The organism is Pseudogemmobacter humi (assembly GCF_900609055.1).
GTDB classification, from domain to species: Bacteria; Pseudomonadota; Alphaproteobacteria; order Rhodobacterales; family Rhodobacteraceae; genus Pseudogemmobacter; species Pseudogemmobacter humi.
In genome coordinates this window covers 128372-141639 of record NZ_UXAW01000033.1, presented here as the reverse complement: position 1 = coordinate 141639, position 13268 = coordinate 128372, and the positions used below count along the sequence as shown (strand labels likewise).

Annotated in this window: 14 protein-coding genes; 8 read left to right on the top strand and 6 right to left on the bottom strand. The window is 66.5% G+C overall.

The window, feature by feature from the left end; translation table 11 throughout:
- The first annotated feature begins 45 nt into the window (after positions 1 to 45).
- Both rpe and gph read left to right on the top strand, forming a co-directional pair.
- Positions 46 to 735, top strand: coding sequence for a ribulose-phosphate 3-epimerase (rpe, locus tag XINFAN_RS02440; RefSeq protein WP_124084901.1), 690 nt, complete (start codon positions 46 to 48; stop codon positions 733 to 735).
- Positions 732 to 1379: a phosphoglycolate phosphatase gene (gene gph, locus XINFAN_RS02435; RefSeq protein ID WP_124084900.1), complete on the top strand. Its 648-nt coding sequence runs from the start codon at positions 732 to 734 to the stop codon at positions 1377 to 1379. Before rpe ends, gph begins: the two co-directional genes overlap by 4 nt.
- An 88-nt stretch (positions 1380 to 1467) precedes the next feature.
- Here the strand turns inward: gph and XINFAN_RS02430 are convergent, their stop codons facing one another.
- On the bottom strand, positions 1468 to 1935 hold the full coding sequence (locus XINFAN_RS02430) for a hypothetical protein (RefSeq protein WP_124084899.1): 468 nt from the start codon (positions 1933 to 1935) through the stop codon (positions 1468 to 1470).
- Positions 1936 to 2225: 290 nt separating this feature from the next.
- On the opposite strand from XINFAN_RS02430, the gene XINFAN_RS02425 reads away from it, so the two are divergent.
- From XINFAN_RS02425 to XINFAN_RS02400, 6 genes are all read left to right on the top strand, one after another.
- Entirely contained in the window at positions 2226 to 2510 is a 285-nt protein-coding gene (locus XINFAN_RS02425) for a hypothetical protein (protein ID WP_124084898.1), read from the top strand.
- The gene (locus XINFAN_RS02420; RefSeq protein WP_124084897.1) at positions 2482 to 3186 is read left to right on the top strand and encodes a winged helix-turn-helix domain-containing protein; all 705 of its coding nucleotides are present in this window, start codon (positions 2482 to 2484) and stop codon (positions 3184 to 3186) included. The genes XINFAN_RS02425 and XINFAN_RS02420 overlap by 29 nt, the downstream gene beginning before the upstream one ends.
- A gap of 108 nt (positions 3187 to 3294) precedes the next feature.
- Positions 3295 to 4080, top strand: a complete 786-nt coding sequence (locus XINFAN_RS02415) for a CE1 family esterase (RefSeq protein ID WP_124084896.1) — start codon at positions 3295 to 3297, stop codon at positions 4078 to 4080.
- A gap of 113 nt (positions 4081 to 4193) precedes the next feature.
- Positions 4194 to 5288 (top strand): carboxynorspermidine decarboxylase, encoded by a 1095-nt coding sequence (locus XINFAN_RS02410; protein ID WP_124084895.1) that lies wholly within the window; start codon positions 4194 to 4196, stop codon positions 5286 to 5288.
- A gap of 42 nt (positions 5289 to 5330) precedes the next feature.
- A complete protein-coding gene (locus XINFAN_RS02405) occupies positions 5331 to 6566 on the top strand; it encodes a saccharopine dehydrogenase family protein (RefSeq protein WP_124084894.1) in 1236 nt (411 codons plus the stop codon).
- A 56-nt stretch (positions 6567 to 6622) separates the two neighbouring features.
- Entirely contained in the window at positions 6623 to 7231 is a 609-nt protein-coding gene (locus tag XINFAN_RS02400) for an exonuclease domain-containing protein (protein WP_233352100.1), read from the top strand.
- A gap of 126 nt (positions 7232 to 7357) precedes the next feature.
- On the opposite strand, the gene gyrB is transcribed toward XINFAN_RS02400, so the two are convergent.
- The 5 genes from gyrB to dnaN all read right to left on the bottom strand — a co-directional run bounded on the left by gyrB (position 7358) and on the right by dnaN (position 13205).
- Positions 7358 to 9808, bottom strand: coding sequence for a DNA topoisomerase (ATP-hydrolyzing) subunit B (gyrB, locus tag XINFAN_RS02395; RefSeq protein ID WP_124084892.1), 2451 nt, complete (start codon positions 9806 to 9808; stop codon positions 7358 to 7360).
- Between the two features lie 81 nt (positions 9809 to 9889).
- Positions 9890 to 10510 (bottom strand): LysE family translocator, encoded by a 621-nt coding sequence (locus XINFAN_RS02390; RefSeq protein ID WP_124084891.1) that lies wholly within the window; start codon positions 10508 to 10510, stop codon positions 9890 to 9892.
- Between the two features lie 4 nt (positions 10511 to 10514).
- Entirely contained in the window at positions 10515 to 10940 is a 426-nt protein-coding gene (locus tag XINFAN_RS02385) for a VOC family protein (protein ID WP_124084890.1), read from the bottom strand.
- Entirely contained in the window at positions 10937 to 12025 is a 1089-nt protein-coding gene (recF, locus tag XINFAN_RS02380) for a DNA replication/repair protein RecF (RefSeq protein ID WP_124084889.1), read from the bottom strand. Before recF ends, XINFAN_RS02385 begins: the two co-directional genes overlap by 4 nt.
- A gap of 61 nt (positions 12026 to 12086) precedes the next feature.
- Positions 12087 to 13205 carry a DNA polymerase III subunit beta gene (dnaN, locus tag XINFAN_RS02375; RefSeq protein ID WP_124084888.1) on the bottom strand — a complete coding sequence of 373 codons (1119 nt, stop codon included), beginning with the start codon at positions 13203 to 13205 and terminating at the stop codon, positions 12087 to 12089.
- Between the last annotated feature and the right edge of the window lie 63 nt (positions 13206 to 13268).

Here is a 13268-nt window from a genome sequence, read left to right as displayed (position 1 = left end):
GGTCCTTGTATTCCGGCTGCAACCCCTGACCCGAAAGGCCGCATCATGACCTTCTCGCGCGCGATCAAGATCGCCCCCTCGATCCTCTCCGCCGATTTCGCGAATTTCGGCGCCGAATGTCAGGCCATCGGGGCCCAGGGCGCCGACTGGGTGCATGTCGATGTGATGGACGGGCATTTCGTGCCGAACATCACCTTCGGCCCCGCCACCTGCGCCGCGATCCGGCCGCATATCAAAGGGGTGATGGACGTTCATCTGATGATCGCCCCGGTGGACGCCTATCTGGAAGCCTTCGCCAAAGCCGGCGCCGATGTGATCTCGGTCCATCTGGAGGCGGGCGCCCATATGCACCGCAGCCTGCAAACCATCCGCGCGCTCGGGGTCAAAGCCGGGATCTGCATCAACCCCGCCACCGGGATCGAATCGGTGGAATATCTGCTGGACCAGATCGACCTGATCAATGTGATGACGGTGAACCCGGGTTTCGGCGGGCAGAAGTTCATCATGAGCCAGCTGGAAAAGGTGCGCCGCCTGCGCGCCCTGATCGGCGAGCGCCCGATCCATATCGAGATCGACGGCGGCGTCACCATCGAGACCGCGCCGCTGGTCGCCGCCGCCGGGGCGGACGTGCTGGTCGCGGGTTCGGCGGTGTTCTCGGGCGGCTCGGTCGCGAATCCCGCGCCCTATGGCGAGAACATTCGCGCGATCCGGGCGGCGGCCGAGGCGGCGCGGTGATCCCGGTCGTCTTCGATCTGGACGGCACGCTGGTCGATTCCGTCCCCGATCTCGCGGCCGCGCTGAACCGGGTGTTCACCGCCGAGGGCCAGGCCGCGTTCGATCTGCCGACTGTCACCTCTTTCGTCGGCAAGGGCCTGGCCAATCTGGTGGCGCGCGCGATGGAGGCCCGGGGTCTTGACCCGGCGGACCACAAACGGCTGGCCGCTTCGGTGCTGGCCGCCTATGAGGCCGAGCCCTCCGCCCGCACCCGGATCTATCCCGGCGTGACCGGCGCACTGGATGCCCTGCGCGCGAAGGGGCACCCGCTGGGCCTTTGCACCAACAAGCCCGAGGCCGCGGCGCTGATGCTGCTGAGGGACCTTGGCCTCGCGCATCATTTCGACGCGGTGGTGGGCGGCGGGCGGATCCCCGCGCTGAAACCCGATCCAGCGCCGCTGTGGCTGTGCATCCGCGAACTCGGGGCGGAAAGCGCGATCTATGTCGGCGACAGCGAGGTCGATGCCGAAACCGCCCAGGCCGCCCGCCTGCCCTTCCTGCTTTATACCGAGGGCTACCGCAAATCCCCGGCGGCAGAGCTGCCGCAGACCGCCGCTTTCAGCGATTTCGCCGAGCTGCCCGGCCTGGTCGCCGCTCAGTTATAAGGAAAACGGGGCGAAGGCTGCCCGCCCTTCGCCCCGCTCCGGGCCGCAGCGGACCAGACCCGCCGCGCCCCACACCCGGCTGCCCGGGTTATCTCGACAGGCTCAGCCCCGCCCCGCGCAGGCATTTCGGCGTGTAGAGCCGGTCGTGCTGACCGAGGATCCGCGCCCCGGTGGCGCAGCCGCGCGGCAGGTCGGCCCGGATGCCGTGATCGCGGATGCAGCGCTCGGAATACCAGGTCGAACCGCCGCGACCGTCGATCTCGATGGCGCAGACCGAGGGCACCGCCTTGCGCGGCTTGCCCCAACCCTTGCCGTCATGCGGCCAGCGGTCGTCGCGGAACTCGACCGCAATCGGCGCCTTCTTCAGCGCGGCGGTCACGCCGTTGTCGTCGGCCCTTGCGGTAACCGGAATCGCCAGCGAGAGGAGCAGCGCGAAAGCCGTCAGCCCGGCGGTCAGCCCCAGATGCGGGCGTTTCATCGGGCGGAAAGGATCGGCGGGCTTGCCGTCGCGGGAAGGGATCACGCGGGCTGCGGGGATGATGCGGGGGGACTGCATGGATTGCCTCATGTGTTTTCTGCGTTCGCGGAGTTCGCGGGGTTAGCGAGGTTTGGGGGGCGCCGCTGCCTGTCCGGGCACCTCCTGCATCCATCCCTGGCCGCGACCGGCCGGGCCATGCAATATCGCCGCCCCGCCAGGCGATAGCAGCCGCAGAGCGGGCGGCTGATATGCGATAACAGCGCCGCAAACCGCCCGGCGATATTGAATATCCAGGCGGCTTTCCGCAGATTGATCGCAACCGGAAAGGGCCCCGAGCAGAACGCCCCTCAGCCTTCGGAGAAAAGCAGATGATCAGACCCTTGCTGGCCGCCATACTGGCGCTGGTCCTGGCCGGACCGGCGGCGGCCGAATGCTACGCCGATTACAAGGCCAAGAAGGACAACCCACTGCAACTGCATTACGGTGTGGCCCGGGTGTCCGACGGCAATTGCGCCCCGGGAAGCGCCGCGGCCGAGCTGAAACCGCGCCTTGCCGCCGACGGCTGGACGCTGCTCAATGTTCTGTCCACCTTCGGGCCGGAAGGTCTTGCCGAGAGGAAAGCGAATGCCGGGGCCTGGTTCCTTCGTTACTGACAGCCTGAAACAGGGCAACCGGGTCGTCGGCTTCGGCATCGCCGCCATCGTGCTGATTCTGTTCTGCGCGGCCTTGTTCCTGTTCCTGAACCTGCCCGACGCCAATGCCTTCAACACGCGGGTCGAGCGGATCTTCATCGAGAACGACGATCTGCGCTCGGGCGCCGAGATCAAGCTGCTGGAGATCCTCGCCGGATCGGGCACGGCGTTTTCCGAGGTGCTGACCAGCTACCGGATGGTGATCTTCGTGCTGCTGGTGTTTTCCTCGGCGCTGCTGATCGCGGCCTTGGTGTTTCTGGTGATGATCATCGTGCTGAACCGCCGGATCGGCGCGATCCAGCGCTCGGGGATCCAGGTCTCATCGCTGATGATCTCGCGTGAGGCGCGGGCGGTCTATATCAACGATCTGGAGTTTTCGCTGACCGGGGCCGCGCTGGAAACCCTGTCGGTGCTGGCCGAGGCGCGGCTCGACGACGAGGTGATGACCGGCGCCCAGATCGAGGCGGTGATCTCGGGCCGGTCCGAGGCCGATTGCGAAGAGGCCGCCGGGGCGACGCGGGTGAAGCGCCTGCGCGACGCGCTCGGCAATCAGCTGGTGTCCGAGCTGCTGGTCAAGACCATCGCCCGGCGCGGCTATATGCTGGCGGTCGGGAAAGAGACGATCCGCATGATCTGATGCGGATTGTTCCCGCAGCGGGGCGAGAGGCGCGAACAATCCGCGCCATCGCCCTGCGGTTGTCTAAATCCCGGCTGAGAGTGAGCGGTATCACCGAAGCGGACCGCCATGAAATCCCTGATCACGACCCTCGTCTCGCTCTTTCTGTTCACCGCTTTGGGCGGCGCCCTGCTGCTGAGCGCGCCTCGGCTGTTCCAGGACGAAGCCCCCGCGCCGCTGTTCACCGAGATCCTCGCTCCGTCGCTGACTCCGGCCCGAGGCCCGCAGCAGTTCACCACGCCCGACCGCTACGCCGCCCATCTGATCGACCGCGAGGGCGGAATCCGGCGCTGGTGGGGCCTTGGTCCCGATCCCGGCAATGGGCCGGCGCCGGTCGTGCTGCTTCTTCATGGATCGGAACACGATGGCCGGGCGATGCTGGCGATGTGGGAGGAAACCGCGCGCCGCCACGGGCTGATCCTGGTCGCACCGGATGCTTTCGATCCGGCCGGATGGTCCGCACGGGACGGGAGGGCCTTTCTGGAGGCGGTGCTGGCCGACGCCGCACGGCTTTATCCGGCCGATCCGAACCGGGTCTATATCGCCGGCCATTCGGCGGGCGCGGATTTCGCGCTGTCGCTGGTCGCTGACCCGCCGGGCCGCGCGCGCGCCGTTGCGGTCCATGCCGGGGCGCGGATGCCCTCGGGCACGGCAAAATCCCCGGTGCCGGTCAGGATCTATCTCGGCGACAACGATCACCTCTGTCCGCTGGCCGAAGCACGCGCCTCGGCCCGGGCGCTGGCGGCTGCCGGGCACCGCACCGAACTGGTGGTGATCCCCGGCCATGATCACTGGTTCTATAGCGCAGGCCCCGCCATCGCCGCCGATTCATGGGCATTCTTTCAGGAACACTGACACCGCCCCGTTACATGCAGGTATCATGACGCTTGCATAGGGGGGGCCGGGGCCCTACATAGCGCCGCTCTGGCCGTGTGGCCGTTGTTCCTCTCTCAGCCCCGGGGGATTCGATGATCCAGACGCCTTACTACCTGATCGACCGCGCCAGACTGGCGCGCAACATGGCGATCATCGACGAATTGCGCGAGGCCTCGGGCGCGAAGACCCTGCTTGCACTGAAATGTTTCGCCACCTGGCCGGTGTTTGCTCAGATGCGCGAACATATGGACGGCACCACCTCGTCCTCGCTGTATGAACTGCGGCTCGGGCGCGAGAAATTCGGAAAAGAAACCCATGCCTATTCGGTGGGCTGGGCCGATCACGAGATCGAAGAGGCCGTGGGCTACGCCGACAAGATCATCTTCAATTCGATCAGCCAGCTTGAGCGGTTCGACAATGCCTCGGCCCATATCGCGCGCGGGCTGCGGCTGAATCCGCGGTTCTCGACCAGCGGATTCGACCTCGCGGACCCCGCCCGCCCGTTCTCGCGGCTCGGCGAATGGGACCAGGCAAAGATCGAACGGGTGATGGAGCGCATCTCGGGCTTCATGATCCATTACAACTGCGAAAACGCCGATTTCGGCCTGTTCGACCGCCAGCTCGCGCGGATCGAGGAAGAGTTCGGCGCCCTTCTGAAACGGCTGAAATGGGTCTCTCTCGGCGGCGGCATCCATTTCACCGGCGAGGGCTATCCGGTGCAGGAACTGGCGAAGCGCCTGCGCGCCTTCCAGGACCGTTTCGACGTGCAGGTCTATCTGGAGCCCGGCGAGGCGGCGATCACCAATGCCGCCAGCCTTGAGGTCACGGTGCTGGATGTGCTGTCGAACGGCAAGGATCTGGCCATCGTGGATTCGTCGGTCGAGGCGCATATGCTGGATCTGCTGATCTACCGCCAGCCGGGCAAGATCGAAACCAGCGGAGACCACCCCTATATGATCTGCGGCAAATCCTGCCTTGCGGGCGATGTCTACGGCGAGTTCAGCTTTCCCGCGCCGCTGAACATCGGCGACCGGATCAGCATCGCCGATGCGGCGGGCTATACGATGGTCAAGAAGAACTGGTTCAACGGCGTGAAGATGCCGTCGATCGTGGTGAAAGAACTGGACGGCAGTCTGACCGTCGCGCGCGAATTCGGCTATGCCGATTACCGGGACAGCCTCGGCTGAGGCAGTCCCCCCTTCCCCGCATATCAGAGGAGGCGGATCCCCATGAAACGCAACGTGTTGATCATTGGCGCCGGTGGCGTCGCCCAGGTGGTGGCGCATAAATGCGCGCAGTCGAACGACCGGCTGGGGGATCTGCATATCGCCAGCCGCACGGTGGCCAAGGCCGAGGCGATCATCGCCAGCGTGCATGAGAAACAGGCGATGAAGGTCGCGGGCGTGTTTCAGGCCCATGCCGTCGATGCGATGGACAGCGCCGCCGTCGCCGCGCTGATCCGCCGGACCGGCTGCCAGATCGTGATCAACGTGGGCTCGCCCTTCGTGAACATGACCGTGCTGGATGCCTGTATCGAAACCGGCGCCGCCTATATGGACACCGCCATCCACGAGGATCCGGCGAAGATCTGCGAGACCCCGCCCTGGTATGGCAATTACGAATGGAAGAAGCGAGACGCCTGCAAAGAGGCGGGCGTGACCGCGATCCTCGGGATCGGGTTTGACCCCGGCGTGGTGAACGTCTGGGCGCGGGCGGCGGCCGATATGATGGACCGCGTGACCGGGATCGACATCGTGGACATCAACGCCGGCTCGCACGGCAAATATTTCGCGACCAACTTCGACCCCGAGATCAACTTCCGCGAGTTCACCGGCACGGTCTACTCCTGGCAGGGCGGCGCGTGGCAGGAAAACAGGATGTTCGAGGTCGGCCGCGAATGGGATCTGCCCGTCGTCGGCAAGCAAAAGGCATATATGTCGGGCCATGACGAGGTTCACTCGCTGGCCGCCAACTACCCCGATGCCGATGTGCGGTTCTGGATGGGCTTCGGCGATCACTACATCAATGTCTTCACGGTGCTGAAGAACCTCGGGCTTTTGTCCGAGCAGCCGGTCAAAACCGCCGAGGGACTTGAGGTGGTGCCGCTGAAAGTGGTGAAAGCCGTGCTGCCCGATCCTTCGACGCTGGCGCCGGGCTATACCGGCAAGACGCTGATCGCCGATTTCGTCAAAGGCGAGAAGGACGGCAAGCCGGTCGAGGTGATGATCTACAACTCTGCCGACCACAAGGAAGCGTTCCTCGAAGTCGGCAGCCAGGGCATTTCCTATACCGCCGGTGTGCCTCCGGTCGCCGCTGCGATCCTGGTGGCCGAGGGCACCTGGGATGTCGGCACCATGGTCAATGCCGAGGAACTGGATCCGAAGCCGTTCATCAACCTGCTGAACGAGATCGGCCTGCCCTCGCGCATCATCGACGGGCAGGGCGACCGGCTGCTCAGCTACTGATCGCCATGGCCTTCACCCGGACCCGTGCTGGCATGGGCCGGGCGAAGGAGACCCGGATGACCACGATAGCCGCTCTGCCGCCGTTCCCCGACCGGCCCTTTCGCTTCTTCGCGCTGGATGTCGAGACCGCGAACAACGAACGCGGCAGCATCTGCCAGATCGGCGTCGCCTGCGTCGATCTGAACGGGCGCATCGAAACCTGGGTCAGCTATATCGACCCCGGCCCGCTGCGCTGGACCTGCACCTTCGTGCACGGCATCACCGCCCGGACGGTTGCCGGCGCGCCGGGGTTTGCCGCGGCGATGGCTGTGCTGGGGCCGCGGCTTGCGGGGCAGACCGTTTACCAGCATTCCGGTTTCGATCAGCGCGCGGTCGATGCCGCCTGCGATCGCGAGGGCCTGCCACGCCCGTCCTGGCGCTGGCGCGATTCCGTTCTGGTCGCGCGGCGCGCCTGGCCGGAACTGCGCGGCAATGGTGGCCATGGTCTGGCCTCGCTGAAAAGCCACCTCGGGCTGAGCTTCACCCATCACGACGCCGGCGAGGACGCCCGCGCCTCGGCCGAGATCGTGCTGCGCGCCGAGATGCCATTGTTCGCGCCGCGCGGGGGTATGGTCGAGGAAAGCGTCGAGCTGATCGAGGACTTTCCGGGGTCGGTCGCGGGTTGACGCGGCCCGGGGGGCTGTCTGCCCCCCAGGTCCATTGGTTCCCTGAACCAATGGACTCCCCCCGAGGATATTTTCAGACAGAAAATAAGCAGGCCCCGCTTTGGCGGCGGAGCCTGTGAGGGAAAATCAGAAGTCGAGGTTTTCCACCGAGAGCGCATTGGCCTGGATGAACTCGCGGCGGGGTTCGACCACATCGCCCATCAGCTTGGTGAAAATATCGTCGGCCTCGGCCAGGTCGTCGATCTTCACTTGCAGAAGCGTGCGCGCCTCGGGGTCGAGCGTGGTTTCCCAGAGCTGCTCGGGGTTCATCTCACCGAGGCCCTTGTAGCGTTGCAGCGAAAGGCCCTTCTCGCCCTCGGCCAGCACGGATTTCAGCAGGTCGACCGGGCCGTGGATCGGCTGCTCACGGTCCTTGCGCACCAGTTTCGCCGGGTCGCGGTAAACATCGCGGTGCTGGCCCGCCAGTTGCGACAGTTTGCGCGCCTCGCCCGAGCGCAGCACCGCGCCGTCGAGCGTGCGCAACTCCTCGACCCCGCGCAGGATGCGCGACAGGCGGATGCCGTGGTCCTGGGTGATGCGGCCATGCCAGCCGCGTTCGTATTCCACCGCCACCAGATCCAGCCGCCGCGCCACCTGATCGGCCACCGCCTGAAGGTCGGCATCGGCCCGGCCCGGATCGAAGGCCCCCGCCAGCGCCGCCTGTTCCAGAATGGGGCGCGGGTAATGGGTCGGGAAAGCGTCGAGAATGCGCCGGAACGCCCGCGCGCCCTCAATCACCCGGGCGAGATCCTGGCCCGCGATTTCCTCGCCGGTGGCAAGCCGCAGCACCGCGCCGTCGACGCCCTGCTCGATCAGGTAATCTTCCAGCGCGGGCTGGTCCTTGAGATAGACCTCGGACTTGCCGCGGCTGACTTTGTAGAGCGGCGGCTGCGCGATATAGAGATAGCCGCCCTCGATCAGCTCGGGCATCTGGCGGAAGAAGAAGGTCAGCAGCAGCGTGCGGATATGGGCGCCGTCCACGTCCGCGTCGGTCATGATGACGACCTTGTGGTAGCGCAGTTTGTTGATGTTGAACTCATCGCGCCCGATCCCGGTGCCGAGCGCCATCACCAGGTTGCCGATCTCCTGGCTGGAGAGCATCTTGTCGAACCGCGCGCGTTCCACGTTCAGGATCTTCCCGCGCAGGGGCAGGATCGCCTGGTTCTTCCGGTCGCGCCCGGTCTGGGCCGAACCGCCGGCCGAGTCGCCCTCGACCAGGAAGACCTCGGATTTCGACGGATCCTTCTCGGTGCAATCCTTCAGCTTGCCGGCGAGGAAGTTCACATCCATCGCCGTCTTGCGCCGGGTCAGCTCGCGCGCCTTGCGGGCCGCCTCGCGCGCCAGCGCCGCCTCGACGATCTTGCCGACGATCACCTTGGCGGCGGCGGGGTTCTCCTCGAACCATTCCGAGAGCTTCTCGTTCACGAGGTTCTCGACCGCCGGGCGCACTTCCGAGGACACCAGCTTGTCCTTGGTCTGGCTGGAGAATTTCGGATCCGGCACCTTGACCGACAAGACGCAGGTCAGCCCCTCGCGCGCGTCGTCGCCGGTGAAATCCACCTTCTCGCGTTTCGCGATACCGCTGGTCTGGGCGTAAGAGGTGATCGTGCGGGTCAGCGCGCCGCGGAAGCCCGCCAAATGGGTGCCGCCGTCGCGCTGCGGGATGTTGTTGGTGAAGGGCAGCACCGTCTCGTGATAGGTGTCGTTCCACCACATCGCGACCTCGACGCCGATCCCGTTGCGCTCGCCCACCATATAGATCGGCTCGGGCATCACTGCCTGCTTGGAGCGGTCGAGGTATTTGACGAATTCGCGCACCCCGCCATCGTAGAACAGCTCCACCTGCTGCGGCTCGGCATGGCGTTCGTCGGTCAGCACAATCCGCACGCCCGAGTTCAGGAAGGCGAGTTCGCGCAGCCGGTTCTCCAGCGTCTTGAAGCTATAGTCGAGGTTGGAAAACGTCCCGTCCGGCCGGTTGGTCCTGGCGGAGGCGAGGAAGCGCACCTCGGTGCCGCGCTTGCCTGGGGCGGGGGCCTTCTCATGCACATGGACGGTGCATTCGCCGAACTCGAACCGGCCGCGGTATTCGGTGTCGTTGCGCCAGACCGTCAGTTCCAGCCATTCCGAGAGCGCATTGACCACCGAGACGCCCACCCCGTGCAGGCCGCCCGAAACCTTGTAGGCGTTGCCGCCCTCATCGGTGTTGTTGAATTTGCCGCCGGCGTGAAGCTGGGTCATGATGACCTCGGCCGCCGAAACGCCTTCCTCGGCATGGATGTCGACCGGGATGCCGCGGCCATTGTCGCGCACCGAAACCGAGTCGTCGGCGTGGATCGTCACCACCACTTCGGTGGCGTGGCCGGCCAGAGCCTCGTCGATGCCGTTGTCCACCACCTCATAGACCATGTGGTGCAGGCCAGAGCCGTCGTCGGTGTCGCCGATATACATGCCGGGGCGCTTGCGGACGGCTTCCAACCCCTTGAGAACCTTGATGGAATCGGCACCGTATTCGCCGGGCTTGCGGGCTGCTTCGGCCATGCGTTCTTAACCCCTCAGATTGCCCGCGAGTTATAGCGCCCCGGGCCGGGAATGTCACGTCCGCACCACAAGATTTTGTAGTCAGAGGAACGGGATAGTCAGCCCGACGCCGATCAGCAGAACCCCCGATCCCAGGTTCAGCCGCCGCATCGCCTCGGGGCTTTGCAACAGCCGCCGCGCCCGGTCGAGAAACAGCGCGAGGCCGAGGTTGCCCAGCATCGGAACAAAGGCCGAGATCGCCGCGATGGCCAGAATGTCGCCGCCGGTCAGCCGGTCAAGCGCAAAGAACCCCGGCAGCGCGCCCATGTAGAACAGGATCGCCTTCGGGTTGCCGATCACCGCCGCCAGCCCCACCGTCAGCCCGGCCCAGAGCCCGGGCCGTGTCAGTCTTCTGTCCGCGTCGATCCTTCCCGCCGGGTGGCGCATCAGCAGCGCGCCCATCCCCAGGAACACCGCCGCCGCGACCCACCGCAGCACGGTCATGAAATCGCCGTAGAGGCTGAGGATCCAGTTCAGCCCCAGCACCGCGGCCATGGGCCAGGCCAGATCGCCGATCGCCACCCCCACCGCCAGCGGCCAGGCGGCGCGGAACCCGCCCGACAGCGCCCGGGCGATCAGCGCCACCCAGACCGGGCCGGGCACCGCCCAAAGCGCCGCCATCGCACCGGCATAAACCAGCAACTGCCACCAGGTCACGGTCATCAGATTACGGCAGGGTCAGGCTGCCGTCGTCGGCAAGCGGCCAGAACGGATTCATCGCCACCTCCCAGACATGGCCGTCCGGGTCGGCCCAGTAGCCCGAATACCCGCCCCAGAACACTTTCTCCGGCCGTTTCAGCGTGGTGGCGCCCGCGGCCAGCGCGGCCTCGAACGCCGCATCCACTTCGGGTTCGGTCGCGAAATTCTGCGCCAGCGTCACCGCCCCGGTGCCGAGCGCGGCGCCCGGCCGGCCCTGATCCGCCGCCAGATCGTCGCGCCCGAACAGCGCCAGCGCCGCGCCCTGCATCTGGTAAAAGGCAACGCCCTCCTGGCTCTCGCCATGCTCCTGCCAGCCGAGCCGGGCATAGAAGGCACGCGCGGCGGCCAGATCCGCCACGCCGAGGGTTATCAGGGTCACACGCTGAGGTGTCATGGCAGGATCCGGCTCACACCGCCCTCTTCGGCGACGATGAGACTCTGCCCGCGCGGGCCCAGACTGTCAAACAGCCCGGGCTCGGTCCCGGTCATCAGCGCCTGCGCCCCGAGCGCGCAGATCTCGTCATAAAGCGCTGCGCGCCGAGCGGGGTCCAGATGCGCCGCCACCTCGTCCAGAAGCAGCACCGGCGCCCGCCCGGTCTGCGCCGCCAGCGCCCGGGCGTTGGCGAGAATCAGGCTGATCAGCAAGGCCTTCTGCTCGCCGGTCGAGGATTGCGCGGCGGGCATGCCGCGGGCGGCGAAAACCGCCTCCAGATCGGCGCGATGCGGCCCGGTCAGCGCACGCCCTGCCGCCCGGTCGCGGCTGCGGTTCGCCGCCAGCGCCGCGGCAAGGTCATCCGTCTCGCCCTCCGGGCTGATCAGCCGCAGACCGGCCTGGGGAAACACCGTCGCCGCCTGGGCCTGGGCGTCTTCCAGATGCGCCAGCACCGCGCGGCGGTTGTCGGTCAGCACCGCCCCGGCCGCCGCCATCCGCGCCTCCAAAGCGCCGAACCAATGCGGATCGCTCACCTCGTCGCGAAACAGCCGGTTGCGCTCGCGCATGGCCTTTTCATAGTCCAGCGCCGCCTCGGCATGGTCGGGAAAGAACGACAGCGCCATCCGGTCCAGGAACCGCCGCCGCCCCTCGGCCGCCTCGATCCACAGCCGGTCCATCGCCGGCACCAGCCATAACACCCGCAGCACCCGGCCAAGCGCCACCTGCGCCGCCGGCTTGCCGTCGATCCGCACCTGACGCGCCGCCTCGCCCTCGGCCAAGGTCTCGATCTGATGCCCGCCGCTCAGCCCCTCGACAGCAGCCGCGATCTTCCAGCCGATCGCCTCGGGCCGCCGCGCCAGATCCGCCCCCGCCGCCCGGCGCAGCCCACGACCGGGCGAGAGCAGCGAAACCGCCTCCAGGATATTGGTCTTGCCCGCCCCGTTCGGCCCGGAAATCGCCACCGGCCGGCCATCGAACTCCAGCCGCGTGGCGCGATGGCTGCGAAAATGCGACAGGCTCAGCGAGGTCACACACAGCCCGCTCACGGCCCGCCCCCATTTTCTGTCTCTAAATATCCTGGGGTCCGGGGCAAGGCCCCGGGGCCGGTCACACGCGCATCGGCATCACGACATAGACCGCCGAGGTGTCGTTCCCCTCGCGCATCAGCGTCGGATCGCCCGAGGAATTGAACAGAAAGACCGCATTCTCGCGATCGACCTGGCTGGCGATCTCCAGCAGATATTTGGCGTTGAAACCGATCTCCAGCCGCTCGTCGCCATAGGCCACCGCCAGCTCTTCCTCGGCCGCGCCCGAATCCGGGGCGTTGACCGACAGGACCAGCCGGTCCTCGTCAAGGCTCAGCTTCACCGCCCGCGACCGCTCCGAGGAAACCGTCGCCACGCGGTCCACCGCGCGCGCGAATTCGCTGGCATCCACCTCCAGCCGCCGGGTGTTGTGCTGCGGAATGACCCGGGTGTAATCGGGGAAAGTGCCGTCGATCACTTTCGAGGTCAGCGTGATCGCGGGCGTGGCGAACCGGATCTTGGTCTCCGACACCGAAACCGCGATCTTCGCCTCGTCGTCGTCGAGCAGCTTACGCAACTCGTTCACCGTCTTGCGCGGCACGATCACGCCCGGCATCGCCTCGGCCCCGCCGGGCAGGGCCGCGTCGATCCGCGCCAGCCGGTGCCCGTCGGTCGCCACCGCGCGCAGGACCGGGCCGTCCTCGGATGTCGACACATGCAGATAGACGCCGTTCAGATAATAACGGGTCTCCTCGGTGGAAATCGCGAATTTCGCCTTGTCGAACAACCTGCGCAGATCGGCCGCCGGGGCAGAAAAATTCGTCGCATATTCCGACGAGGCCATCACCGGGAAATCTTCCTTCGGCAGCGTCGCCAGGCTGAAGGTCGAGCGCCCCGCGGTGATCGTCAGCCGCCCCGAGGCGCCATCCTCGGAGAGATTCACCAGCGCGCCGTCGGGCAGTTTGCGCACGATCTCATGCAGCATGATCGCCGAAACCGTGGTCGCCCCGGCGCGTTCCACCATGGCATCGGCCCGGTCGACCACCTCGATATCCAGATCGGTCGCCCGGAAGGAAACCTGCGCGCCCTCGGCCTCGATCAGCACATTGGCGAGGATCGGGATCGTGTTGCGGCGCTCCACCACGGATTGAGCCTGAGCCAGCGCCTTCAGAAGCGTGCCGCGTTCGATCGAGAGTTTCATTCTTCCAATCCTCTAGCCCCATCCTTTGCCCGACGGGATCAGGGCGCACCAGACAGGCCGGCC

Coding starts and splice junctions, on each gene's coding strand:
- gyrB (WP_124084892.1), bottom strand. CDS start 9,808: ATGGCCGAAGCAGCCCGCAAGCCCGGCGAATACGGTGCCGATTCCATC.
- XINFAN_RS02410 (WP_124084895.1), top strand. CDS start 4,194: ATGATCCAGACGCCTTACTACCTGATCGACCGCGCCAGACTGGCGCGC.
- XINFAN_RS02390 (WP_124084891.1), bottom strand. CDS start 10,510: ATGACCGTGACCTGGTGGCAGTTGCTGGTTTATGCCGGTGCGATGGCG.
- XINFAN_RS02425 (WP_124084898.1), top strand. CDS start 2,226: ATGATCAGACCCTTGCTGGCCGCCATACTGGCGCTGGTCCTGGCCGGA.
- XINFAN_RS02415 (WP_124084896.1), top strand. CDS start 3,295: ATGAAATCCCTGATCACGACCCTCGTCTCGCTCTTTCTGTTCACCGCT.
- XINFAN_RS02430 (WP_124084899.1), bottom strand. CDS start 1,935: ATGCAGTCCCCCCGCATCATCCCCGCAGCCCGCGTGATCCCTTCCCGC.
- XINFAN_RS02400 (WP_233352100.1), top strand. CDS start 6,623: ATGACCACGATAGCCGCTCTGCCGCCGTTCCCCGACCGGCCCTTTCGC.
- dnaN (WP_124084888.1), bottom strand. CDS start 13,205: ATGAAACTCTCGATCGAACGCGGCACGCTTCTGAAGGCGCTGGCTCAG.
- XINFAN_RS02420 (WP_124084897.1), top strand. CDS start 2,482: ATGCCGGGGCCTGGTTCCTTCGTTACTGACAGCCTGAAACAGGGCAAC.
- XINFAN_RS02385 (WP_124084890.1), bottom strand. CDS start 10,940: ATGACACCTCAGCGTGTGACCCTGATAACCCTCGGCGTGGCGGATCTG.
- XINFAN_RS02405 (WP_124084894.1), top strand. CDS start 5,331: ATGAAACGCAACGTGTTGATCATTGGCGCCGGTGGCGTCGCCCAGGTG.
- rpe (WP_124084901.1), top strand. CDS start 46: ATGACCTTCTCGCGCGCGATCAAGATCGCCCCCTCGATCCTCTCCGCC.